18 protein-coding genes and 1 other annotated feature are annotated in these 21,210 nt (G+C 44.9%); of the genes, 13 read left to right on the top strand and 5 right to left on the bottom strand.

The genetic code is table 11. From position 1 onward, the window contains the following. The first annotated feature begins 185 nt into the window (after positions 1-185). From C6Y45_RS03985 to murC, 4 genes are all read left to right on the top strand, one after another. Positions 186-374 (top strand): hypothetical protein, encoded by a 189-nt coding sequence (locus tag C6Y45_RS03985; RefSeq protein WP_107583733.1) that lies wholly within the window; start codon positions 186-188, stop codon positions 372-374. 33 nt (positions 375-407) lie between these two features. Then, a complete protein-coding gene (locus C6Y45_RS03990; RefSeq protein ID WP_107583734.1) occupies positions 408-1,529 on the top strand; it encodes a nicotinate phosphoribosyltransferase in 1,122 nt (373 codons plus the stop codon). Between the two features lie 234 nt (positions 1,530-1,763). After that, complete coding sequence (locus C6Y45_RS03995) at positions 1,764-2,429, top strand: hypothetical protein (protein WP_107583735.1); 666 nt, start codon at positions 1,764-1,766, stop codon at positions 2,427-2,429. An 89-nt stretch (positions 2,430-2,518) separates the two neighbouring features. Further along, positions 2,519-3,823, top strand: coding sequence for a UDP-N-acetylmuramate--L-alanine ligase (gene murC / locus C6Y45_RS04000; protein WP_107583736.1), 1,305 nt, complete (start codon positions 2,519-2,521; stop codon positions 3,821-3,823). A 148-nt stretch (positions 3,824-3,971) separates the two neighbouring features. Here murC and C6Y45_RS04005 read toward each other — a convergent pair whose 3' ends face one another. After that, complete coding sequence (locus C6Y45_RS04005; protein WP_107583737.1) at positions 3,972-5,087, bottom strand: aminopeptidase; 1,116 nt, start codon at positions 5,085-5,087, stop codon at positions 3,972-3,974. 162 nt (positions 5,088-5,249) lie between these two features. On the opposite strand from C6Y45_RS04005, the gene C6Y45_RS04010 reads away from it, so the two are divergent. From C6Y45_RS04010 to C6Y45_RS04035, 6 genes are all read left to right on the top strand, one after another. Beyond that, positions 5,250-5,675, top strand: a complete 426-nt coding sequence (locus C6Y45_RS04010) for a DUF948 domain-containing protein (protein ID WP_107583738.1) — start codon at positions 5,250-5,252, stop codon at positions 5,673-5,675. Positions 5,676-5,689: 14 nt separating this feature from the next. Then, on the top strand, positions 5,690-6,145 hold the full coding sequence (locus tag C6Y45_RS04015; protein ID WP_107583739.1) for a YtxH domain-containing protein: 456 nt from the start codon (positions 5,690-5,692) through the stop codon (positions 6,143-6,145). Continuing rightward, positions 6,138-6,467: a bacillithiol system redox-active protein YtxJ gene (ytxJ, locus tag C6Y45_RS04020; RefSeq protein ID WP_174703868.1), complete on the top strand. Its 330-nt coding sequence runs from the start codon at positions 6,138-6,140 to the stop codon at positions 6,465-6,467. Before C6Y45_RS04015 ends, ytxJ begins: the two co-directional genes overlap by 8 nt. Before the next feature lie 762 nt (positions 6,468-7,229). Next, positions 7,230-8,324 (top strand): bifunctional 3-deoxy-7-phosphoheptulonate synthase/chorismate mutase, encoded by a 1,095-nt coding sequence (locus C6Y45_RS04025; RefSeq protein ID WP_107583740.1) that lies wholly within the window; start codon positions 7,230-7,232, stop codon positions 8,322-8,324. A gap of 222 nt (positions 8,325-8,546) precedes the next feature. Beyond that, the gene (gene ccpA, locus C6Y45_RS04030; protein WP_107583741.1) at positions 8,547-9,557 is read left to right on the top strand and encodes a catabolite control protein A; all 1,011 of its coding nucleotides are present in this window, start codon (positions 8,547-8,549) and stop codon (positions 9,555-9,557) included. Between the two features lie 87 nt (positions 9,558-9,644). Continuing rightward, a complete protein-coding gene (locus tag C6Y45_RS04035) occupies positions 9,645-10,370 on the top strand; it encodes a 5'-methylthioadenosine/adenosylhomocysteine nucleosidase (RefSeq protein WP_107583742.1) in 726 nt (241 codons plus the stop codon). Between the two features lie 93 nt (positions 10,371-10,463). Here the strand turns inward: C6Y45_RS04035 and C6Y45_RS04040 are convergent, their stop codons facing one another. The 4 genes from C6Y45_RS04040 to C6Y45_RS18065 form a co-directional block, all read right to left on the bottom strand. Beyond that, entirely contained in the window at positions 10,464-11,624 is a 1,161-nt protein-coding gene (locus tag C6Y45_RS04040) for an acetoin utilization protein AcuC (protein WP_107583743.1), read from the bottom strand. A gap of 1 nt (position 11,625) precedes the next feature. Beyond that, a complete protein-coding gene (locus tag C6Y45_RS04045) occupies positions 11,626-12,231 on the bottom strand; it encodes a CBS and ACT domain-containing protein (protein ID WP_107583744.1) in 606 nt (201 codons plus the stop codon). Positions 12,232-12,256: 25 nt separating this feature from the next. Then, entirely contained in the window at positions 12,257-12,892 is a 636-nt protein-coding gene (locus tag C6Y45_RS04050) for a GNAT family N-acetyltransferase (RefSeq protein ID WP_107583838.1), read from the bottom strand. Between the two features lie 244 nt (positions 12,893-13,136). After that, positions 13,137-16,892, bottom strand: coding sequence for a transglycosylase domain-containing protein (locus C6Y45_RS18065; protein ID WP_107583745.1), 3,756 nt, complete (start codon positions 16,890-16,892; stop codon positions 13,137-13,139). A gap of 127 nt (positions 16,893-17,019) precedes the next feature. Next, positions 17,020-17,224: a binding site (T-box leader), on the top strand. Between the two features lie 205 nt (positions 17,225-17,429). Here C6Y45_RS18065 and tyrS point away from each other — a divergent pair. From tyrS to C6Y45_RS04080, 3 genes are all read left to right on the top strand, one after another. Beyond that, on the top strand, positions 17,430-18,707 hold the full coding sequence (tyrS, locus tag C6Y45_RS04065) for a tyrosine--tRNA ligase (protein ID WP_107583747.1): 1,278 nt from the start codon (positions 17,430-17,432) through the stop codon (positions 18,705-18,707). Positions 18,708-19,031: 324 nt separating this feature from the next. After that, complete coding sequence (locus C6Y45_RS17340; RefSeq protein WP_107583749.1) at positions 19,032-19,280, top strand: hypothetical protein; 249 nt, start codon at positions 19,032-19,034, stop codon at positions 19,278-19,280. A 350-nt stretch (positions 19,281-19,630) separates the two neighbouring features. Beyond that, positions 19,631-21,202 carry a BCCT family transporter gene (locus C6Y45_RS04080; protein ID WP_107583750.1) on the top strand — a complete coding sequence of 524 codons (1,572 nt, stop codon included), beginning with the start codon at positions 19,631-19,633 and terminating at the stop codon, positions 21,200-21,202. Positions 21,203-21,210 lie beyond the last annotated feature (8 nt).

Consider the following 21,210-nt stretch of genomic DNA (forward strand, 5'->3'; position numbering starts at 1 on the left):
TGCTGGATTAAGCATAGTCATTCAGGGTATACTGGGAAAAAGGGTACACAGTATTATTGTTTTTGGTACAATAGCAACTGTGTACTCTTTTTTTATTCAGCTGAAGGGCACTGTGATCGAAGAACCGGGAGCCGTCTGCTCTCCGTTTCACCAGCTTTGAACAAAATCCAGGGAGGGGATGTACTATGCATCAAATATCTTTGGGTCATCTGGTTCAACAGAAATCTCCGAATTGGCTTCATCTGCTGACCGACAGCGAAAGAACGAAAGATATCGTACTGAAAAACGGAGTAGAAAGCATCAATCAGGAAGATGTAATGGAGATCATGGAAGCCGTAATAGCAGAGTATGCAAAAGAAACAATTCATCATTAATAATTTTAAGGATATACAAGGAGATTATGTTTCATGAAGGAAATATCACTTAAACTGCAGGGGGAGATCAGTCGGTTAACCAACAAAACGTTCAAATTCGATGAACGGGTTGGAGAAGGATGGTTTTCTGCGGTTTATTTTTTAAAAACAAAAAAAATTGCCGAGGAAATTGTTCCGGATAACACTGTCACCATGCAGTTTTTTCAAAAGGAAAATGCCGTTCTGTGCGGAACAGATGAAGTGCTGGCACTTCTTCAGGAGTTCGCTGTCCGGCCGGAAGATCTGGAAATTCATTCACTTGCAGACGGGGATAAGGTACAGCCTTTTGAATCGGTCCTTACGATCACAGGACCCTATCAGCATTTTGGTTTTCTTGAAGGAGTAATTGATGGTATTCTGGCAAGAAGAACTTCTGTAGCTACCAACGTGTACGAAGTAGTTAAAGCAGCAAGAACTTCCGGTACAGAAAAACCGGTTATTTTTATGGGGGACCGCGACGACCATTTTATGATGCAGTCGGGGGATGGATACGCAGCATTTATCGGCGGATCCAAGGCACAGGCGACTCATGCAATGAATGAATGGTGGGGGAAAAAAGGAATCGGAACGATGCCGCACGCTCTCATACAGCTGTTTGAAGGGGATCTTGTAAAAGCGACCAAAGCTTATCAAAAAACGTTTCCGGATGACGAACTTATGGCTCTCGTGGATTACAATAATGATGTCATTGTCGATTCCTTAAAAGTAGCCCGTGAGTTTGGAGATGAGCTTAGTGCAGTCCGGCTGGATACGTCCAACCATATGGTGGACAAGTACTTCACCAGAAACCCGGATGTTCTTGGAAGCTTTGATCCAAGGGGCGTTAATCCAAAACTTATATTTGCCCTCCGGGAAGCACTCGATGCAGAAGGCTTCACGCAGGTGAAGATAGTTGCTTCCGGCGGATTTGATGCGGCCCGTATTACAAGATATGAAAAAGAAAGAGTACCGGTCGACATGTACGGAGTAGGCGGCAGTCTTCTAAAAATACATATCGGATTTACCGGGGACAATGTAATTCTGAACGGTTTGCCTGAAGCGAAGGAAGGAAGAAAATACCGTGAAAACCCGCGTCTTGAAAAAATTGAACTGAAAAAACAGCAGGTGGAAAGGTAATTCCAGTATGGCAGTTCCAAAAAAACGCGGAATTCAACGGAAAAACCTGAAAGCGGATTTCCCAGTGTTTACAAACTGACGGAACGTCCGGTCCGCCTGATTTAAAAGAAAAGGGGTGGCATGAAGCGCAGAACGCTTCATCGTCATCCTTTTGTCTGTTTACATGACAATTAGTACAGGTGTTTGCAGGGTTTGTATGAGACCGATAAAAAGTATTAAAGGAGGGGAAAACAAATGCATGGTAAGAAAACGGCGTTTCTCGTTGATTTTAAACGAGTGAAGGAATTAAGACAGAAGGAATATGTGCGGAGTGCAGAAAAGCTGTATGAAAGTCTTTTTCAGTTTATACAGACAGAAATGAACCTCCGGGAGAAAGTGCGGGCCAAGCATATGTTTCGTGAACTGTGTGGGATTGAAAAAGAACGGCAGCTGACTTCCTTTGAAGAGATGCATTTCGAACACTGGCTGATGTTTGATTATATTACGGTAATAGGGTCCCGTCCTCTGGATCTTTACATTCGTGCCAAAAAGGAAAAGATGCAGGCAAAGCTTGTAGAAACTGCCGGACTGTTTATGCTGATGTACTTGGCACCTTACCGTGTGGAAAAAAGGGAAGCCGGTACGCTGATCCTTTTGGATGACGAACAAAACCGCCGAAAGGTCCAGCCGCTCGGAGAGCCCGTGGATGCGGAAGAGGGAGATATGATTCTCGCAAGAATCAGTACAGTAGGATTCGAATCGATGATGGTAGGCCCGGTAATCCGAATCAGCGGAGAAAATGAAGACACAGTGATGGAAGAAATAAACGATAAAAAAGACGACGGCAGAAAAGCCTATCACCGCTTTATGAAAGAAATGGGAGTGAAGTATTTACATTGTCATTCTTCCCGGAATTCGTAGCAGGGCCGGAAGTAGTTTGCTATAATAGAAAAGATAGCCGCAGCTAACAGCGGTTTACTAACTTAAAAGATATTCGGAGGCTCATAGGAATGACAAATTATCATTTCATTGGAATTAAAGGATCGGGCATGAGTGCCCTCGCACAAATACTAAGTGACATGAATAAAAACGTACAGGGATCCGACGTCGAAAAACGGTTTTTCACTCAGATACCTCTGGAAAATAAAGGTATTTCCCTGCTGCCATTTAAGGCGGAAAACATTCAGGAAGGTCAGACTGTTATTGCTTCTGCAGCCTACAACGAAACGAATGAAGAAGTGAGAGCTGCAGGAGAAAAAAACATTCAGGTACATTCCTACCCTGACTTTCTCGGAAGCTTTATCCAAAATTTCACAAGTATTGCAGTGACCGGTTCCCACGGTAAAACAACGACCACCGGTCTGCTTTCGCATGTTCTTTCTGAAGCAAGGCAGACTTCCTATCTTATCGGAGACGGGACAGGTAAAGGCCGGGAAAACAGCGAATACTTTGTTTTTGAAGCTTGCGAATACCGCAGACATTTTCTGAATTATCACCCTGATTATGCCATAATGACAAATATCGATTTTGATCATCCTGACTATTTTAAAGATGTGGAGGACGTGTTTGAGGCGTTTCAGGAGATGGCGGATCAGGTGAAGAAAGCTATTATTGCTTGCGGGGATGATCAGCACCTTAAGCATGTTACGGCTAATGTGCCCGTTATATACTACGGTCTGGACAGTGACAATGATTTTCAGGCGAAAGATATATATACCGATGAAGAAGGCACCCACTTTGACTGCTATATTCGAAGCGAGTCCTACGGCAGTTTTACTATACCGGGATACGGGACGCACCATGTCCTGAATGCTCTGTCGGTTATAGCTCTCTGCCATTATGAAAATATTGAACGTGAAATACTGGAAGAAAGACTCCGCAACTTTGAAGGAGTAAAGCGCAGATTTACAGAAAAACAAGTCGGCACCCAAATTTTAGTGGATGATTACGCACATCATCCGACAGAAATCCGCGCTACGATCGAATCGGCAATGAAAAAGTATAACGATCGGGAAATCATCGCAATATTTCAACCGCATACTTTTTCAAGAACAGAAGCATTTATGGATGAATTTGCAGAAACGTTAAAAGACGCGGATACTGTGTATTTATGTGATATATTCTCCTCTGCCAGGGAAAAGAAAGCAGAGCTTCGTATAGAAGATCTGCAGCATAAAATTCCCGGAGCAAAAATTTTGAAGGAAGAGAATGTAGACGTTTTAAAGGAGCATACGACAGGTGTACTTTTGTTTATGGGAGCAGGGGACGTCCAGAAATTCCAGGCAGCCTATGAAAGCAGAGCGGCTGTAAAATAAGATCCCCTCAGACTGCTGAGAGGAATAAGACACCTCCTGTTTGCTGGCTTTTTATACCAGGAATATAACAGATCTCTCCGGTATTTGATGAAGGCCAGCATAAAAACTCCGGCCTGTTGAACGGCCGGAGAAAGAGAAGAAGCGTATTTTAAGCAAGATTTTCCGGATTCAATCCCTGAAGATCTTCGGTGACGAAACGGCCATTTTCGCGCACGAGTTCGCCGTCAAAATAAATATTCCCGCCGCCGTATTCCGGACGCTGGATATTCACAATGTCCCAGTGGATGGCGGAATCGTTTCCGTTGTAAGCGGTATCGTATGCCTGCCCCGGGGTGAAATGAAAACTTCCATCAATTTTTTCATCAAATAGAATATCCTGCATCGGATGCTTTATAAATGGATTTACACCGATGGCGAATTCTCCAATAAAGCGGGCCCCTTCATCCGTATCGAGAATATCATTAATCTTTTTTTCATCACTGGAGGAAGCAGAAATAATTTTTCCCTCCTTGAATGTAAAAGTAATATTTTCAAACGTCGTCCCCTGATAAGGAGAGGCAGTGTTATAAGTAATGGTACCGTTAACTGAATTTTTTACGGGAGCTGTGTATACTTCTCCATCCGGAATATTAAGCTTACCTGCACATTTGATGGCAGGCATGTCTTTAATGGAGAAAGTGAGGTCCGTTTTTTCACCGGTGATGCGGACTGTTTCTGTCCAGTTCATTCTTGATACGAGGGCGTCCATCGCTTTGTCCATAATGCTGTAATCCAGATTACATACATTAAAGTAGAAATCTTCAAAAGCTGATGTGCTCATATCAGCAAGCTGTGCCATGGAGTCAGTAGGATAGCGCAGAACGACCCATTTCGTGTCCGGCACTCTTATTTTCCGGTGTACCATAGTGCCGACAGTACGCTGGTGGAGGCTCATTTTTTCTGAGGGGACGTCTGATAATTCACTGATGTTATTACCGGCACGAAGTCCAATATAAGCATCCATTTCCTTCATAACATGAGCTTCAAAGCGAGCGGTCATTTCCTGCTGTTCTTCGCCGGCTTCCATCAGCAAGGTGCGGTTTATATCTGCTTCTTTTAGGGAAACAAATGGTATACCCCCGGCTTCATAGGTTTTTTCAACGAGCGCTTTTACAAGCTCTTTTTGAAGTCCGAAGTTTTCAATCAGAATTTTTTCGCCCGGCTGCAGGCTGGTGGAATAGCGGATGAGGTTTTCCGCCAGAACGTTTAAACGGGGATCTCTCATAGTAAACACTCCTTATGTAGTAGATTCGTCTTAAGTTTACCTTTCTGCCGGTTAAAATGCCAGTTCGAGAGCCGGAATGCTCAGGGTTTTGACAAATATTACAGAATCCTGTTCAATAATAGAAGAACTAGTTATTTACTAAGTAGAAGGAGGAATGGAATAATGGAATGGCTTTTATATGTAAGTATTGCAATTATTGCGGTAGCTTTTGCACTGCTCGTAGTGTTTATTATCTCTACGCTCAAGGCATTGAAAAACACAATGGATAACGTTTCCAAGACAGTGGAGGACCTTCAGGGGCAGGTGGAAGGAATAACGAAAGAATCAGATGCACTGCTACATAAGACCAATGCGCTGGCGGAGGACCTGCAGCATAAATCGGAATCACTGAATTCGGTATTCGCAGCAGCCCAGGATCTTGGTGTAACATTTCAAAACCTGAACCATTCTTTTAAGAGAGTTTCCGATTCTTTTTCCCAGACAGCTGAAAACCGCTCCGATCAGGTAGCAAAAGCTGTGGAATGGAGCAATGCAGCTATTTCAGTCTGGTCCAGATGGAAATCGAAAAAAGAGGCAGGATCTAAATAAAGGAGGAAGCAGCGATGAGTGAAGAGAACGGAATCAATACAAAAGACTTTTTTCTGGGCACACTCATTGGAGCCCTTGCTGGTGCAGTGATTGCTTTTTTACTGACTCCAGCTTCCGGCCGCGAATTCCGTGAAGGAATCAATGAACAGGCCCGTACAGCCAAGGATAAAACTTCCGAATGGACAAACCAGGCAGTTGAAAAAGGAGGCAGTGTAGCTTCCAGCGCCAGAGAAGGTACAACCGGCCTCGGAGAAAAAATCCGACGGGGGACCCGCTCCCTCCGCAGAAACATGCAGGAGCTCACGGATTCTGCTGATTATCTTGTAGATGATTTCGATGACCTTTCCGAGGATATTGCTGCTTCTGTGCGCCAGGAAGTGGAAGATCTGCAGCGGTCGGTGGAAGAACTGATCCGTGAAGTAGAAGCATACGAAAAAGAAAAAAGTGATGGTGACAATTATCATGCTTAAAATTAACACAATGGAAGAATTAAAACAGTTGTATGCGAAAAAAGAACCTTATCTATTAATGAAACACAGTCTGACCTGTCCGATCAGCTCAGAGGCTTTCGCAGAAACAGAGACTTTTGCCGGACAGAGTGAGAATCTGCCGGTGTACTACTTGAATGTGCAGGAGTTTCGGGAAGGGTCTTCTGATGCATCTGAGCATTTCCAGATCAAGCATGAATCCCCACAGGCTTTTCTAGTATCCGATGGAAAGGTAGTATGGCATGATTCTCATTGGAGGATAACAAACGAAAAACTGCGGACAGCTGCTGAAAATCTGAATTAATCCACTGAGCGGAAAAAAGTATGTGTTTGTTTTCAGCTTTCATTCTGCAGCAAGTATATTCTGTCCCGAGGTCTCTTCCGGCCGCGGGGCAGTTTTTTTGTATTAACTCCTGCGGGGCGTCATCAAGATTGGTGTTATAAGCATTTAAGCGGCTGCCTTGAAAATAGCTCGTTAAAGAAATGAACATAACCGTGATGCACTCTCGTGCTTACCCGAAGGATTGTTCTCGACTAAGTTTGACGGGAGAACCGTCCGCCAAAATGGATTCTCGAGGGCGCTGATCCTCCGGGTGTCCCCGTCTTGGTTAAACAGCGTAAAATAGTTTCATGTTTCTGATGTCACTCCGGGCTCCAACAGCGAACTTTAAAATGACTAAACAGTTGAATAATTCGTTCGAGTTGTTCTGTAGTGGAAGGATCGAGCGGTTAAACTTGCTAAATAGAGTTGGAATATAGTAATATTTCTAAATATACAAAAATATTTAATGAAGCTGGTTAAAGGTCCGTGTTGACATATGAGTACCTTTGGCACCTTTTTACCTGACGATTTGAAGTTTTTCCTCCAGTCATCAATAAAGCTGTAAAATAAAAATAATAAAAAAATCAGAGGAAAACACCGCAGTGACAGGATTTAAACGCTTTAGCACTTAAAAGCGTTCAAGAATTAAAGAAAAAGGGCTGACAATTGGAAGTTTATCGTTTATAATGAGCAGTAATCCAAAGCAAGCGATGGCTTGACAGCAAAAGAGAGGAGTTTTTTAGAATGGGAAATGAACAACTAGAAGAGCTTAGAACGCAATTAGACGAGGTGAACGACCAGCTGTTTGAGCTGATCTCCAAAAGAGCAAAGCTTGCTCAGGAAGTAGGACGTGTTAAAGCTTCCCAGGGACTTAATCGTTTTGATCCGGTAAGAGAAAGGAAAATGCTGGATGCACTGGCTGAAAAGAACGAGGGACCATTTGAAACGTCTACGATCCAGCATATTTTCAAAGAAATTTTTAAAGCGAGTCTTGAACTTCAGGAAGACGATCACCGGAAAGCCCTGCTTGTTTCCAGAAAACGTAAGCAGGAAGATACGATCGTTAACGTAAAAGGGGAAACGATTGGAGACGGAGAGCAGCGCATTATTGCGGGTCCATGTTCTGTGGAAAGCTTCGAACAGGTTGACGAAGTAGCCGGAGCATTGAAGAAGCAGGGTATTAAACTGATGCGCGGCGGCGCTTTCAAACCAAGAACTTCCCCTTATGATTTCCAGGGACTCGGTGAAGAAGGACTGAAAATTCTTAAACAGGTAGCAGATAAACACGACCTGGCGGTAATCAGTGAAATTGTTACCCCGCACGATATGGAAAAAGCTGTCGACTACCTTGATGTTATCCAGATCGGTGCCCGTAACATGCAGAACTTTGAACTTCTTAAAGCGGCTGGAAAAGTAGATAAGCCGATCCTTCTTAAGCGGGGACTTTCTGCAACAATTAAAGAGCTTATCAACGCTGCTGAGTACATTCATTCGCAGGGCAACGGCCAGATTATTCTCTGCGAGCGTGGTATCAGAACGTACGAATCTGCTACAAGAAACACGCTGGATATTTCAGCTGTTCCGATCCTTAAGCAGGAAACTCACCTGCCGGTACTTGTAGACGTTACTCACTCTACCGGAAGACGGGATCTTCTGCTGCCTACTGCCAAAGCAGCCCTGGCTGTAGGAGCAGATGGTGTTATGACAGAAGTTCACCCGGACCCTGCAGTAGCACTTTCTGATTCTGCCCAGCAGATGAACATTCCACAATTTGAGGAATTTCTTGCCAAGCTGACGGAGTCAGGTCTTTACAAAAAAGGCCAGCCTGCATTAAACTAATCATTTAAGGCTGTTTCGGGGTAAATAAACCCTCGAAACAGCTTTTTTTATGGAAGGAATTAAAGATATCCATAGAGAATTAAGTATAATAAACATGCCGTAAACAGCGGGTATTTCTGAATATTTAATCGTTTGCACGCCTACAAAAAGTGTCGTATGATGGGTGTAGATTATGAAAATATGAAAACCATTATTTGTAAAGTATTGTTAGGAGGAGCAGCAATGAATGTAACAATCTATGATGTAGCAAGAGAAGCAGGGGTGTCAATGGCGACCGTATCACGTGTCGTGAACGGCAATCCGAATGTTAAGCCGACTACAAGAAAAAGGGTAATGGAAGCTATTGACCGGCTTGGTTACCGTCCGAACGCAGTAGCCCGGGGACTTGCAAGCAAGAGAACGACGACAGTTGGAGTAATTATTCCCGATATCTCGAGTATTTTCTTTGCAGAGCTTGCGAGAGGAATCGAAGATATTGCGACTATGTATAAATACAACATCATTCTCAGCAACTCGGATCAAAATAAAGACAAAGAAATTCACCTGATTAATACAATGCTGGAAAAGCAGGTGGACGGGATTGTATTTATGGGAGGAGAAATTACTAAGGAACATGAGGATGCTTTTAAGAAGTCGCCTGTACCCGTAGTTCTTTCAGCAACTATCGACGAGAAAAAAGAGTTTCCGTCCGTAAATATTGATTATCATCAAGCTGCCTATGATGCTGTATCCACCTTTATCCGTCAGGGACATAAACGCATTGCTATGCTTTCCGGTACTCTTGAAGATCCAATCAATGGGTATCAGAAGTATTCAGGGTACAAAAGAGCGCTTCAGGATGCAGACATTGACTTGGAAGACGATCTTGTTGTCATCGGGGATTATACACACGATTCCGGTCTGGAGGCGATTCGTCAGCTTGATAAACTGGAGAACAAACCTACAGCCATTTTTGCTTCCACAGATGAAATGGCCCTTGGACTGATCCATGGGGCACAGGATGCAGGGTACAGTATTCCAGAAGATTTTGAAATCATCGGTTTCGATAACACCCGTCTTGCTACTATGGTAAGACCGACCCTGACGACAGTTGTTCAGCCGATGTACGACATCGGTGCTGTTTCGATGAGGCTTCTTACAAAACTTATGAATAAAGAAGAAGTGGAAGAAAATGCGGTCGTCCTTCCGCATCGGATAGAATACCGCCAGTCGACTTCTTTTAAAGAAGAATAAAAGCATTACAGTAAACAGCAGTAAATACCGGACGAAAAGTAAAGCGTCCGGTTCAGCTGACCATGCAGATTAGAGGGGGCTTTTTCGATGAAAATAGGAATAATTGGAGCAATGGAAGAAGAAATTGCTTATTTCAGCCATCTTTTCAACATCGAAGAAAAACATACGCTCGCTAAAACAAAGTATTTTGAAGGCTGCTATGGTGTCTGTAGTGTGGTCCTCACAAAAGCAGGGGTCGGGAAAGTAAATGCTGCTGCCGCAGCACAGAAAATGATTGATGTATTTAATGTGGATGTGATTTTATTTACAGGCGTAGCGGGAGCAGCAGACCCTGATCTGGAAATAGGAGATATTGTAGTAAGCAGTACGTGTCAGTACCACGATATCGATGCGAGTCCGCTCGGCTTTCCTAAAGGGATAATCCCTATGTTCGACGGACCTTCTATTTTTCATGCAGACCCACTATGGCGGTCATTCGTGACAGAAGCTGCCAGGGAGATTAATGGTATTAATGTGAAAGAGGGAAAGGTTGTCAGCGGGGAAAAATTTATTGCTGATAAGGAAGAAGTGGACCAGCTGCGAACTTTGTTTGAAGCTGACTGCGTTGAAATGGAGGGGGCTGCACTTGCTCATATTTCCTGGATGCACGACGTTCCGTTTGTAGTCATCCGATCTATATCCGACAAAGCAAACGGCGATGCTCCGAAATCTTTTCAGCAGTGGGTGTATGAAACGGCAGAAAGGTCTGCCTTTATAGTTACAAATGCGATTCGCAACTATATGAAAACTCTTCCTCAGGAAAACCGATCGTAGCTTTCAAACGCTGCTTCTGCGAGGCACTGAACAGTTTTATTAACATCCTGAAGCCGGCCTTATCGATATCATCGATAAGGCCGGCTCGTTTTTTTATGGCTGCCTTGAAAGAAACTTTAAGGCCTGTTTTACTGTACGGGCATTTTTCTGATCGATTTCTTTTTTACGCGGAATCTGCGGATACAATCCGGGTGGATCATCCCACTTACTGGGAAGTTTAACGGGGGATTCCTCCTGCCATGTTTGAAGCCAGGATTCCGGAATAGGGTCTTTACGAATATGTGTCTGCTCACTCATTTCCAGCCAGACACTGGACCATGCTCTCGGTACGACTCTCCATATATCATAGCCTCCGCCCCCGACCGCAATCCATCGCCCATCACAGTACTCGTGGGCAAGCTGGTGAGCAAGCTTGGGAACTTCGTGAAAAAAATTAAGCGTGCCGCACAGGTGGGTAAGAGGATCGAAGTAATGTGCGTCGGCGCCGTTCTGCGTTAAAATAACATCCGGTCTGAAAGATTCAATCACGTGCCTCATGACAGTTTCGTAGGACTGGAGCATTGTGTCGTCTTCTGAAAAAGCTTCAAAAGGAACATTGAACGCAGTACCGTATCCATCTCCATGGCCCCTTTCCGAGGCATGGCCTGTTCCCGGGAAAAGGAAGCGCCCGCTTTCATGAAAGGAAAGTGTACACACTTCCGGATCATCGTAAAAAGCCCACTGCACACCGTCTCCATGATGGGCATCGGTATCGATGTACAGGACACGCACACCATATTTCTGTTTCATATATTCTATGGCGATCGAGCTGTCATTGTAAATACAAAAGCCGGAAGCCTTGCCCCGGAACCCGTGATGAAGTCCGCCACCAAGATTCAGGGCATGTTTATAGCCGTGCTGAAAAACGAGATCGGCGGCTTGAAGCGTGCCCCCTACGAGCCAGGACGCAGCGTCGTGCATCATAGGAAAGACCGGTGTATCTTCAGTTCCAATTCCAAATTTAGTTTTATAAGCGGATTTCTGCTGGCCGTCGGTTGCACTGATAACAGCGGAAACAAACTCTTCATCGTGTACGAGCAGCAGTTCATCCACCGTAGCCATCCGGGCAGGGGTAATATCTTCCTGTTTTAAAGCACCTGTTTTAAATAGAAGGTCGTTAGTGATCGTCAGGCGGTGCTGATTAAACGGGTGATCATCATGAAACTTGTATCCGAGCTGTTCTTCGGAAAATATAAATGCTGCTTCGTTTTTCATATTATCTCATCTCCGGTTCTTCCGGCCAGATTAGTACATAGCCTTGATGTTTAAGTTCCTGTACGAAAGAGTGGGGGTTGATCGTCTGCATTCTCATGACAATACGCATACGGTCCTGTTCAGAAGGAATAGCAAAAATACTTTGAATATTCATTTTATAGTCTTTTGCTATAGTTGTCAGCCGGGCAAGCTGGCCGCTTTCATCGGGCACATCGACTTCCACCCGGGATGTCGGCCGGTCAGAGCCTGTTAATTTTACGAGTGTACGCAGGAGGTCAGTATCTGTCAGCATACCGGCTACGTTCTCGTCATCCATTACCGGAAGACAGTGAATTTTATTTTCAAGCATCATATAGGCAGCTTCTTCCACGAAGTCTCCCGGAAAAGCTGTATGTACGTTTTCTATCATTACTTCTTGGATAATGAGCTGGGGATCAAGCGCTCTTAGGTCTCTGTTGGATACTATGCCGGTTAATTCTTCTGTTTCTACTGAAAGGACAGGCAGATGCCTGACTTTGTTTTCAAGCATTAAAGAAACGGCGTGACCGACAGTATCAGTTGGTACTATTGATATAATATCACGCTGCATTACTTCCTCCACACGCATACGGTAAGCACCTCTTTTCTCGTTATTAAATCATATAACGGTTGCGAAAACGAACCCTGTCAAATTCATGTACTGACTCATTGGAAACACGGCTTCCTATTCTTGCCATGAGACAATTGGCAGGGTGGGAACTGATTTCAGGGTCATCTGTAGCGTACCATATCAGGCCGCCGGAATTCATAACTTTTTCCATAATATCACGGTATTCCCAGATTGACAGTCCGGTGTTCCGCAGGTCCCAGTGCCAGTAGTATTCCGTAGTGATAATAATGTAATCCTCCACCGATTCATCCATCATCGAAACTTTAAGGATCTCTTTCGCCAGCGAGTGCCCGCGGTAATCTCTGGAAACTTCGATAGCACCGAGTTCGATCAAATTGTCAAAAGAATACTGGGACCACCTTTCCACTTCATCCGGATAAAGATAGACAGCGTAACCGACAATCGTGTTATCTTCCATAGCTGCGATGATCCGGCTTTCTTCAAGTTTTGACACATTAATGAGTGCTTCATGCTGCTTATCAGGAGTACGAAATGCTTTCAACCCTTCATCAAAGGCAGCGCTTTCAATTGCTTCTGTAGATAAGGGACCGGCAATTGTAAATCTTCTGCCGTCCCTGCCGGTGTGTTCGATCGAATGAAACGTTTTTTTATGTTTCAAAGCCATCCCCACTTTCCCACATTGATATGTCTAATATACCATAGAATGGAATAGCCTCCTATCCATTCAGCGGAAATAATGGCAGGGGAGTAAGTTTATTGATCGAACCTGCCATCACAAGTAAGTATGAATATTCAGGTGAATTGTTTATTAATCCTCGATCCGCGGGGCTTGCAGATAATATTTTATAGAACATAAAAAGCAGTTCCCCTGAGGTGGAAGACCGGGGGGAACTGCTTTAAATTTATTCGTTGTTGTTGGAGTTATTATTGGAGTTATTGCTGGAGTTATTGGAGTTATTGCTGGAGTTATTGGTAGAAGTGTTGTCGGAGTTATTGTTGGAATTGTTGCCGCCGGCTTCATTGCCGGAGTTGTTGTTATTATTGCCCCCGGTATTGTTGCTGCTGCCGGCTTCATTGCCGGAGTTGTTGTTACTGCTACTGACATTATTGCCGTCGGCTTCATTGCCGGAGTTGTTGTTATTGCCCCCGGCATTGTTGCTGCCGGCTTCATTGCCGGAGTTGTTGTTATTATTGCCTCCGGCGTTGTTATTGCCGGCTTCATTACCGGAGTTGTTATTATTGTCTCCGGCGTTGTTATTGCCGGCTTCATTGCCGGAGTTGTTGTTATTATTGCCTCCGGCGTTGTTATTGCCGGCTTCATTGCCGGAGTTGTTGTTATTGTTGCCCCCGGCATTGTTGCTGCCGGCTTCATTGCCGGAGTTGTTATTATTGCCCCCGGTATTGCTGCTGCCGGCTTCATTGCCGGAGTTGTTGTTATTGCCGCCGGTATTGTTGCTGCCGGCTTCATTGCCGGAGTTGTTGTTACTGCCCCCGTCATTGTTGCTGCCGGCCTCATTGCCGGAGTTGTTGTTACTGCCCCCGTCATTGTTATTGCCGGCCTCATTGCCGGAGTTGTTGTTACTGCCCCCGTCATTGTTATTGCCGGCCTCATTGCCGGAGTTGTTGTTATTGCCCCCGTCATTGTTGTTGGAGCTTTCATTGTTTGAACCAGTGTCTGCCGGGGTGTTATCAGCCCCGGCATTATTTTCCTGGTTGTTGTTTTCTGCATTATCGTTCGAACCGTTATTATTGTCCGAATTGTTATCATTGGATTCATCGTCTGTTGCTGCACTGTTGTCGTTTTCATCATCGTTATTGGAAGTATTATCGGTTGTATCTTCATCATTACTTCCTGTATTGTCATCAGACTCATCGTCGCCGCTGCTGTCATTAGAGCCTGATCCGACAGTTACGGAATTACTCGGACTCGATTCCCGTCCGGCAACGTCCACTGCCGTTACACGATAGGCTCCCGAACTACCGGAGTAAGAAAAATCGTCATCCCAGCGTACACTTTCTACTTCAGAAAAACTTCCGCCTTCACTGGAAGCGTGGTATACCCGATAACCGATTACTTCCTCATCCGGGTGGGCATCCCATGAGATAGAAGAAGAACCGCTGTCAATATCCGGCATAGTACTTGGTGTACGGCCGTTGTCCGGAGCTTCTTCACTGGCTGAAGCAAGATCATCCCAATCAGAAGGAAGGTACTCAGAAAGGTCATCTGATGAAAAGTCAAATCGTTCATCCAGCATCGCTACACCACTTCGTGTAAACTCAGAAGGTGTGCTGTCAAGAGCAAGGTAATTGTCTCCATCAATCTGCACGTAATCGATCGTATCATCATCACCGGCTTCTGAAGGTGCGAATTCTTCATTGAAGAGGTCTGTTGTTACCAGTCCGGCATCTTCACATCGTTCAGTTGGTGCCATTCCGGATACCCCGCACACTTCTTCTTCTACAACCCCGTCCGGCTGCTGGAACTCTTCTTCCGGCGCCATCAGCGCATCGTTCACATCGTAGGCTGCGTTAGCGAGTTCTGCCCAGAGCATCTGTGTGCGTGGACCATAGGAGATACCGTCATGTTCCTGCGGTACAGGGATCTGCTCTGTATCATAACCTACCCATATTCCCATCGTAACGTTCGGGTTAAGTCCGACAAACCAGGCGTCCCGTGTTTCGTTACTTGTCCCGGTTTTTCCGGCAAGGTCTGACTCAAAGTCAAGAAAACCCGGGAGCTGTGGAGCGGTGCCAAGACCGGATTCCATTACGTCCCGCATAACGTCAATCATCAAGTAATTAGTTTCTTCCGAAAGAATCTCTATTTCATCTTCCGCGTTCTCTTCGAAAATAGTCTCGCCGTTGGAATCTACAATACGCTCTACCATGTAGGATTCTTTTCGCTTTCCGTCATTCCCGAAGGTGGAAAAAGCACTTGTGTTAGCTTCTACGTTCATTCCGAGTGTTCCAAGAGCTGTAGACTGGTAAGGGATACCTTCGTCTCCACCCATGTAAGGTTCAAATCCGTAATCGATTAGTGCCTGTCTCGCTGCGTCATGATCAATGAAGCTCATTTCTCTTACCGCCGGTACGTTTCTTGAACGGGAAAGAGCTTCACGTACAGTAATAAGACCCGAATGATCATTATCAAAGTTGGACACTTCATTGGCCGGATCTTCGTCAAACTCATCGGCTTCATAATCGTAAGGAATGTCTGCTGTAATGTATCCCGGCTGAAGTGATCCTGTTTCGAAACCTACAGCGTAGGTTAGCAGGGATTTCATTGTAGAACCAGTGTGACGGCGCATATTGCCTGTAGCGCGGTTAAAATTACTTTCCTCATAATCACGGCCGGCGACAAAGCTGATAATTCCGCCTGTATGATTGTCGATCATAACAGCACCGGTCTGTTCCATAAATTCCATTTCCACTTCTTCCTCTTCTCCTTCTTCACCAACTTCGATCATGGCAGTCTGGTTCGGAGCGAAGTGTTCAAAGTTTTCAACTGCTTCCTGTTGTGCATCGTAAATATCTTTGTGGATTGTTGTATGAATCTCAAATCCGCCCTGCTGAAGCTCTTCGTCAGCGGCTTCATAATAACGGCTGCGTACAAGTGACCTGTAATCCTCATCCTCAATTTCACTGAGTACAACATCATCTTCGTCCATCAGATGGTCCATAATGATTCCGTGAGCTTTTTCACGTGCTGCATCAACAATATAAGGGTATTCATCAAGGCTGGAAGGCTGAGGCTCTGCGAAATCTTCCCGAATATCATAATTCAGCGCCTCTTCGTATTCTTCCTCATCTATATAGCCGCTGTCTTTCATACGGCTTAATACTGTACCCATCCGGTTGGTGCCGGCTTCGATGGATTCTTTCTGTTCTGCGTTATTGGTGAACGGGGTATAGGCAAAGGGACTCTGTGGAAGACCGGCAATGAATGCTGACTGAGGAATGTTTAATTCTGATACATCTGTATCAAATATCCCCTCGGCAGCAGCATGGACGCCGGCTATTTGTCTTCCGGAAGCATTTCGTCCGAAAGGTACTACGTTCAGATAGGCTTCCAGAATGTCTTCTTTTTCCATAAATCGTTCGACACGCATTGCGAGAAGAATTTCAGCGGCTTTTCTATCGTGGGTCACCTCACTCGAGAGTACCTGATTTTTTACAAGCTGCTGTGTGAGCGTACTTCCTCCAGTCTGCGTTGCTGCGTTGGAGAAGTCCTGCATCACTGCCCGCATCAGTGCTTTCGGCACAATCCCTTCATGTTCAAAAAAGTATTCGTCTTCTGTTGCAATAATAGCGTTAATAAGATTATCCGAGACTTCGTCGAGCGACACTTCCCGGCGTTCCAAAGGAGCAACGAGATCTCCTAAGTATTCGTCATTGGCAAAATAAACTTCCGATGCTTCTTCAAAATCATAAATTTCGGTGTGGAGCTCTTCATAATCGCGTATCGGTTCGTCCTGAACGAGAGAGGCAAAATAGCCGGCACCGGCACCGCCTGCAAACGCCACCCCGATAAGCCCGATTACAAATAAAACTAACACCAGATTCCAGACAACTGCAGATGTAACACGAAACCCTTTCGTGACTCCAGAAGTCCCTTCCTTATGAAATATATTCTTCCATGAAGATGACCCTTTACTCACATGGAAACCCCCTTATATTATAGCAATATCACCCTATATTATAACATATAAGCAGCGAAGGAAAGTAAAGGGAAGGTAATCTTGACAGAAAATCATTTTTTGTGATAGAAATAATAAAGATAAATAGCATTCTGCGATGAAAAGATAAAGTAGCTGTATACTTCCCTGTTTCAGAAAGCTGGTGGGTGATGTGAACCAGTACAGAGGTGTCAGTGAATTACGATCTTTGAGCTTCCTTTCAGAAATGAAGGGCGCGTTCCGGGCGTTAAACGGCAGAGTGGAGAAAATTTTTCTCAAAACTGGGTGGTACCACGGTAATAATCGTCCCTTGTCCAACGACATGGGGCTTTTTTATTGTTCTCCTTTAACGAATCACACCTGTTTACGTGAACCTTCAGGGAAGCTTATATTAACAGAGCTGTTTTCTAAGCGAAAGGGTTTTTATGGACCACACAGCTTTCCCCAGGACAGCGGGGAGCCCGGTGGAACCGTTTTTAAAATGTGGAAAAATGTTCAGCAAAAAATGGAGGTATAAGAATGAAACTATTGGCAGAATTGAAATACCGGGGACTTGTTAACCAGGTGACAGATGAAAATGGACTAAAAGATTTGATGGACAAGGAATCCGTTAAGCTGTACTGCGGCTTTGATCCGACAGGGGACAGTCTGCATATAGGGCACCTTCTCACCATTATTACTCTGCGGCGCTTTCAGCTGGCAGGTCACAAACCTTATCCACTCGTAGGAGGAGCGACCGGTCTGATCGGTGATCCGAGCGGAAAAAGTGCGGAGCGGTCACTAAACGAGCAGAACGTGGTGGAGCACTTCAGCAGCAGAATTAAGGAACAGCTGGAGCGTTTTATGGATTTCGAAGGTGAGTATGCAGCAGTTCTCGTAAACAACTACGACTGGATCGGGGAAATGTCAGTTATTGATTTCCTTCGTGATACAGGGAAGCATTTCAGCGTAAACTATATGCTTGCAAAAGAGTCGGTGGAATCCCGTATACAGAGTGGAATTTCATTTACGGAATTTACGTATCAGATCCTCCAGTCACTGGATTTTTACTATCTTCATAAAAAATACGGAATTAAACTCCAGATCGGCGGAAGCGATCAATGGGGAAACATTACTGCAGGATTGGAGCTTATCCGCCGTATGTACGGGACGGAAGAAGGAGCACGGGAGCCGGCTTTCGGTTTCACTATCCCGCTCGTAACAAAAGCGGACGGCCAGAAATTCGGCAAAACGGAAGGGGGCGCTGTATGGCTGGACGCAGAGAAGACGTCCCCATACGAGTTTTATCAGTTTCTTCTGAATACAGAAGACAGCGACGTAATCAAGTTTCTAAAGTATTTTACGTTCCTTTCCAAAGAAGAGATAGAGTCACTGGAAACCGAACTGGCCGAACGGCCGCATGAAAGAGCCGCACAGCGCCGTCTTGCGCAGGAACTTACTTCCTTTGTGCACGGGGAGGAGTCTCTGAAGCAGGCGGAAAACATTACCCATGCTCTTTTTGGACGGGGGGATATCAAATCTCTCACTGCTGACGAAGTCCTGCAGGGATTTAAAGATGTTCCTTCGTATGCGCCTGCATCGCAGGAAATCAGCCTTGTCGATCTTCTTGTAGAGTCAAAAATTGTCACGTCCAAACGACAAGCGAGAGAGGATGTAAAAAACGGAGCAGTTTATATTAATGGAGAAAGATGCCAGGAACTCGACAAAGTGGTCGGGGAGGAAGATAAACTGGAAGGTGCGTTTACTATTATCCGCCGCGGGAAAAAGAAGTTCTTTCTTATTAAATGGAAAAACTAATAACGCAGAAACTAATTAAAAATATTTGAATTTGCCGCTTCATCAAATGCTGGAACAATTATTGCAGGAACAAGACTTATTCAAGACTATGACAAGCCGCCATTAAGGCGGCTTGTCAGGCTGTTGATAAAGTATTTTTTATACATGCGTAGACGTTTCCCTGCTTTCGCCTCCGAAGGGCGCTTTCCGGGCGGGCCGGTTTCAGCTGATTTTTTCCGCCTGTGAGTTGGAAAAAATGGATCTTCCGCTCGTCCTTCTTCGCCCCGGAGTCACCTGCTGCAGCTCCAGCAGGAAAATAAAAAGAAGTTTTTTCTTCTAAAAAACATGGTGATTCCACCCTTTCTTCCGTTCAGGAGAGGCTTTTTCCTCCGGAACGTCCGGCGGGGACGCCGGTGGGAGAAAGCGAAGTCGGAAGATCCTTTTCAAAGCCGGCAGGCATTGAAAATAGCTGAGGACAAGCCCCACGGCAAGCTTCCGCCGGGTAGTGCAGGAGAAAGCTATACGTTCAGAAGAATAATTATTCTACAATCAAGACTTAATCGACACTCTGAAGCCGCCTTAATGGCGGCTTGATTTCGTGCCGGCCTGGTAAGTACTGCTGAAGGGTGTATGTGTCTTCTTCTTCCTGGAAGGAATGTGATTATTTTACTCTTATTACTGCATTTTTTAAAAGAAACGATAACAGTTTACCTATAAGTTAATAAATTCAACCGTGAAAAATAAGAATAAAAGGTGTTAACTTATTAAAAAAGGGTACACCCATAGGGACGGGGGAAACGTTCCGTACTCTTCCTTAGGTGAAGAAATACATAAGAAAGGGCGTATCACTATAGAGGATAGGCCATGAGATGTAACTGGAACATTTCCCTTATAAATGAGGCTTCAAGTCTTGGGAACGAACCAACTTTTAGGGGGAATTATGAATGAACAGTGATGAGTTGGAAAGTAAGAAGGGAGACAGGCCGGCGGGGAAATTAATTGATTACCGCATCTTAATACCTGCCGTTCTTATTATGATCGCAGGGAGTGTGCCGCTCGCTGCTTTGGAGAATCAGGCACTGGCTGTACTGAATTTTACTTTTGATACTGTACTCGATGTATTCAGCTGGGGATATCTCTGGTATGCCATTATTCTCGTTATAGCCGGCCTGTATTTGTCATTTTCAAAATATGGTCAGGTGGTGCTTGGGGATCCTGCTGAAAAACCACGCTTTACATTGTTTGAATATGCTTCTATTTTAATTGCGATGGGAGTAGGTTCCACGATTATGCGTACCGGCATGGTGGAATGGGCCTCTGTAACAGCAAGCCCGCCTTTTGGAGTGGAGCCGGGCTCCTCGGAAGCGTTGATGTGGGGAAATTCCTACAGTATGTTTATGTGGAGTTTTCAGGTGTTTGCTATATTTGTTATGATTGCCCCAGCTATGGCATATATTCTTCATGTGAAGAAGCGTCCGCTGATGCGGATATCGGAAGCCTCCCGCGTTATTTTCGGTGACCGGTTTACCGACGGGCTGGGCGGGAAAGTGCTGGACATTCTCTTTCTCGTGAGCATTCTCTCCGGTGCGGCCGTCACGCTTGGACTCGGCACACCTATTGTTACTCACAACCTTTCTGCCTTATTCGGTATGGAAGTAACGTTTACTTTAACGATTATTATTACCCTTGTCTGGGTTGCGATGTTTTCCATCAGTGCATATGTGGGTATTGATAAAGGGATCAAGCGGCTCAGTAAATTTAATATGTATCTTGCAGGGCTTTTCGCTCTATTTATTATGATCGCAGGACCCGGCGTCTTTATTTTAAATTATTTCACCGACAGTGTTGCTTTTCTATTGAATAATTATGTCGATATTTCGCTTTACACAGGAGCTCTTGCCGGCGGGGAAGCAGATCACATTCAGCGGAACACCGTGTTCTGGTTTGCCTACAGTGCTACTTGGGCAATGCTGCACAGTGTATTTGCTGCAAAAATTTCCCAGGGAAGAACGATAAAAGAAATGATTCTAACCTACCTGCTTGCTCCGACACTTCTATCCTGGGCGGCCACCGGGGTCCTTGGCGGCCTTGGGGTTCACCGCTATATTACCGGGGAAGTGGATGCAGTAAGTATTGTAGAGAATCAGGGGCCGATGCCCGCAATTCCTGAAATTCTTTCCACGCTTCCGTTTCCGGAAATGGCACTTGCGGTCTTCATTATTGTAGCTATGATCTTTTTAACGACGACACTTGATTCAACGACGTATACAATTGCAGCGTATACGAGTACGAAAGATATGAGTAAATACGAGCCGTCCAGAAAACTTCGTATTCTGGCAGCTGTTATTATTACGTCGATGGCACTCGTGCTGATGAATATCGGTGGTCTTGAGCCGCTGGAAGTTGTTTCGGGTCTGATGGGGCTGCCAATTATTATCATACAGTTTATCCTCATCTACGCAGCTATTAAAATGATGAACGAGGATAAAGCATGGATAAACAATGTAAGAAAATAACGGAACTT

Origin of the sequence: Alkalicoccus saliphilus (assembly GCF_003044065.1) — a bacterium.
GTDB lineage: Bacteria > Bacillota > Bacilli > Bacillales > Salisediminibacteriaceae > Alkalicoccus > Alkalicoccus saliphilus.

What these genes read in the sequence shown, in the direction of transcription:
- C6Y45_RS03985 (WP_107583733.1), top strand. Translation starts at nt 186, where the DNA reads ATGCATCAAATATCTTTGGGTCATCTGGTTCAACAGAAATCTCCGAAT.
- C6Y45_RS03990 (WP_107583734.1), top strand. Translation starts at nt 408, where the DNA reads ATGAAGGAAATATCACTTAAACTGCAGGGGGAGATCAGTCGGTTAACC.
- C6Y45_RS03995 (WP_107583735.1), top strand. Translation starts at nt 1,764, where the DNA reads ATGCATGGTAAGAAAACGGCGTTTCTCGTTGATTTTAAACGAGTGAAG.
- murC (WP_107583736.1), top strand. Translation starts at nt 2,519, where the DNA reads ATGACAAATTATCATTTCATTGGAATTAAAGGATCGGGCATGAGTGCC.
- C6Y45_RS04005 (WP_107583737.1), bottom strand. Translation starts at nt 5,087, where the DNA reads ATGAGAGATCCCCGTTTAAACGTTCTGGCGGAAAACCTCATCCGCTAT.
- C6Y45_RS04010 (WP_107583738.1), top strand. Translation starts at nt 5,250, where the DNA reads ATGGAATGGCTTTTATATGTAAGTATTGCAATTATTGCGGTAGCTTTT.
- C6Y45_RS04015 (WP_107583739.1), top strand. Translation starts at nt 5,690, where the DNA reads ATGAGTGAAGAGAACGGAATCAATACAAAAGACTTTTTTCTGGGCACA.
- ytxJ (WP_174703868.1), top strand. Translation starts at nt 6,138, where the DNA reads ATGCTTAAAATTAACACAATGGAAGAATTAAAACAGTTGTATGCGAAA.
- C6Y45_RS04025 (WP_107583740.1), top strand. Translation starts at nt 7,230, where the DNA reads ATGGGAAATGAACAACTAGAAGAGCTTAGAACGCAATTAGACGAGGTG.
- ccpA (WP_107583741.1), top strand. Translation starts at nt 8,547, where the DNA reads ATGAATGTAACAATCTATGATGTAGCAAGAGAAGCAGGGGTGTCAATG.
- C6Y45_RS04035 (WP_107583742.1), top strand. Translation starts at nt 9,645, where the DNA reads ATGAAAATAGGAATAATTGGAGCAATGGAAGAAGAAATTGCTTATTTC.
- C6Y45_RS04040 (WP_107583743.1), bottom strand. Translation starts at nt 11,624, where the DNA reads ATGAAAAACGAAGCAGCATTTATATTTTCCGAAGAACAGCTCGGATAC.
- C6Y45_RS04045 (WP_107583744.1), bottom strand. Translation starts at nt 12,231, where the DNA reads ATGCGTGTGGAGGAAGTAATGCAGCGTGATATTATATCAATAGTACCA.
- tyrS (WP_107583747.1), top strand. Translation starts at nt 17,430, where the DNA reads ATGAAACTATTGGCAGAATTGAAATACCGGGGACTTGTTAACCAGGTG.
- C6Y45_RS17340 (WP_107583749.1), top strand. Translation starts at nt 19,032, where the DNA reads ATGGTGATTCCACCCTTTCTTCCGTTCAGGAGAGGCTTTTTCCTCCGG.
- C6Y45_RS04080 (WP_107583750.1), top strand. Translation starts at nt 19,631, where the DNA reads ATGAACAGTGATGAGTTGGAAAGTAAGAAGGGAGACAGGCCGGCGGGG.